The 2,311-nt window shown below is 68.8% G+C and carries 3 protein-coding genes and 1 pseudogene; 3 read left to right on the top strand and 1 reads right to left on the bottom strand.

What is annotated here, in order from left to right; translation table 11 throughout:
• The coding region (locus tag ACSNOC_RS27525; protein ID WP_436750292.1) for a helix-turn-helix domain-containing protein at positions 1–428 on the bottom strand (428 nt) is incomplete at its 3' end.
• Positions 429–530: 102 nt separating this feature from the next.
• On the opposite strand from ACSNOC_RS27525, the pseudogene ACSNOC_RS27520 reads away from it, so the two are divergent.
• From ACSNOC_RS27520 to ACSNOC_RS27510, 3 genes and pseudogenes are all read left to right on the top strand, one after another.
• A pseudogene (locus tag ACSNOC_RS27520) lies at positions 531–671 on the top strand (replication initiation protein); the annotation flags it as partial.
• A gap of 29 nt (positions 672–700) precedes the next feature.
• Positions 701–967, top strand: coding sequence for a helix-turn-helix transcriptional regulator (locus ACSNOC_RS27515; RefSeq protein ID WP_436750291.1), 267 nt, complete (start codon positions 701–703; stop codon positions 965–967).
• Positions 967–2,217 (top strand): tyrosine-type recombinase/integrase, encoded by a 1,251-nt coding sequence (locus ACSNOC_RS27510; protein ID WP_436750290.1) that lies wholly within the window; start codon positions 967–969, stop codon positions 2,215–2,217. Before ACSNOC_RS27515 ends, ACSNOC_RS27510 begins: the two co-directional genes overlap by 1 nt.
• Positions 2,218–2,311 lie beyond the last annotated feature (94 nt).

The following is a 2,311-nucleotide window of genomic DNA, read 5'->3' as shown; positions in this document are numbered from 1 at the left end:
TTCTTGACGTCGATGTGGACGAGTTCGCCGGGCCGGGCGCGCTCGTAGCGGCGGATCACCTGACCGGTGGGACGGTCCAGCCAGGCCAGGCGGTTCAGGCGGTGCCGGACGAGGACGCGGTGGACGGTGGAGGCGGGCAGGCCCAGGATGGGGCCGATACGGGCCGGCCCGAGCTTGCGTGCCGTGCGCAGCTCGACCACCCGGGCCTCGACCGCCGCGGGAGTGCGGCGCGGGACGGTGCGCGGTCGGCTGGGCCGGTCGGCAAGGCCGGCCTGTCCCTCGGCCGCGTACCGGCGCACCCATTTATGCGCGGTGGTCCGGGAGACACCCATCTCCGCGGCGACATGGGCGACAGGGCGGCCCGAAAGGACCCGTTCAACCAGCAGCCGCCTGCCGTGAACCGTCAGCCGGGCATTACGGTGGGACACGAAGACCTCCGTGCGGTGCAGTCCTAGACAGCTCCACCACACCGGAGGTCTTCGCCACGATCAAGCCCTGCTCAGTGTCAACAACGCCCATGATCAATACACCTAGCCGACTGGCGCTACGCCGGATCCGGCCACAGCCCCGGTGAGAGCTGGCTCGCCGCCACCATCGCTGACGACGTCCGCACCGGACGCCAAACCGCACGCGAAGCACTCGCAGACCTCGATGACGCGGGGGAGTGGTGACTGTGCCCCGGTTGATGACGGTTGCTCAGGTGACGGAGTTGCTGACTGCCGCGTCCCGAAAGTCGTTGACGGCTGATGCTTCGCCGGATCTGCTGCACAGCGGCTGGTACAGCACGGATGAGGTGGCTGACTTGCTCGGCGTGGACTCCTCGACGCTGCGTCGGTGGCGGACGGGTTCACCGCCCCAGGGGCCACCGTTCGTGCGGCTGACGTCCCGCGTGACCATGTACAGCGTGCCGGACGTGCAAGCCTGGCTGGCCTCCCGGCGCATCGACCCAGCACAGGCGGCAGCCTGATGACACAGCAGATGCCGCCCATGGGCGTGAAGCTGTCGGAAGACGTGGAGTACCGGGAGGGGTTTCCCAACCCCTTCCGGGCGCGGGTGCGGTGGTTCGACCCGCAGACAAAACGACGTCTGTCGCGTTCGCAGATGCTGCCGACCGACGACGACGCGCGAGCATGGCTCGACCGGATGCACCGTGCGGCACGCCGTGGCGTCACGCCCGACGTGGCGACCATGACCCTGACCGAGTACGGCACATCGGTATGGGATCTGGCCATGCGGGGCCTGGAAGCCAAGACGATGGACCCCTACCGCGCGGGCTGGCGCCTGCGCGTCGTGCCCACTCTCGGGCACATCGGCGTGCAGGCGATCACGAACGGTGTGGTGGACCGGGCCGTGTACGGCTGGATCGCGGACGACTACGGGCTCTCGACGGTGAAGAACAGCCTCGCCTCCATGGTCAGGGTGATGGAACAGGCCGTGCGGGACGGCATCATCGACGTCAACCCCGCCCGGATCACCGGATGGCAGCAGGAATACAAGAAGGCCGAAGACGAACTGGACGACCCCCGCTCCCTCGCGCTGCGGGACTGGGACGCCCTGGACGCGCTGGCCAACGCGCTCGTCGCCCGCTCGGCCGACGAGTACGCGGGCTGGGGCGACGTCGTGCGCTTCGCGGCCTGTACCGCTGCCCGTATCGGGGAAGTCTCCGGCGTCCGGGCCAAGGACATCGACCGCGACGCATGGATCTGGGACCTGTGCCGACAGACCACCCCCGGCCCTGGTGGGCTGATCGACAAGGGCACCAAGGGCAAGCGTCGCCGGACCGTCCCGATCATCCCCGAGATCCGCCCCCTCGTCGCGAGCAGGCTCGACGCGGTGGGGCGTGACCCGATGGCCCGGCTGTTCACCGGACCACGCGGCGGGCGCATCACCACTGCGGTACTGCGGGACGCAACCCACTGGGATGAGGTCGTGGTCAAGCTCGGCTACGAACACCTGCGTCGTCACGATTTGCGGCACACCGGGCTCACGTGGATGGCCGACGCTGGCGTGCCCGTCCACGTCCTGCGACTCATCGCTGGACACGGATCGCTCACCACGACTCAGCGTTACCTTCACCCCGACCGGCGTTCCATCCAGCTCGCCGGGGCCGCGCTGAGTGCCTATCTGGGAGAGAACTGGGAGACGATCAGCCCCCGGAGTGGTCCCAAAGTGGTCCCACGGGAGCGATCGCGCGGCCATCTGCGGCTGGTGCGGTGATCTGCTGTCGGAGATGGCAAAGGCCCGCTGAGCTGGGGAAACATCCCTCTCAGCGGGCCTCGCACCGTGTCGGGACGGCGGGATTTGAACCCAC

Source organism: Streptomyces sp. URMC 129, from assembly GCF_051386415.1.
GTDB lineage: Bacteria > Actinomycetota > Actinomycetes > Streptomycetales > Streptomycetaceae > Streptomyces.
Note: the sequence above shows the minus strand (reverse complement) of the source record. Positions and strands in the feature narration are given on the sequence as shown.

Bases quoted from the DNA above. Each gene is read 5' to 3' on its own strand.
- ACSNOC_RS27510 (WP_436750290.1), top strand. From the start codon at position 967: ATGACACAGCAGATGCCGCCCATGGGCGTGAAGCTGTCGGAAGACGTG.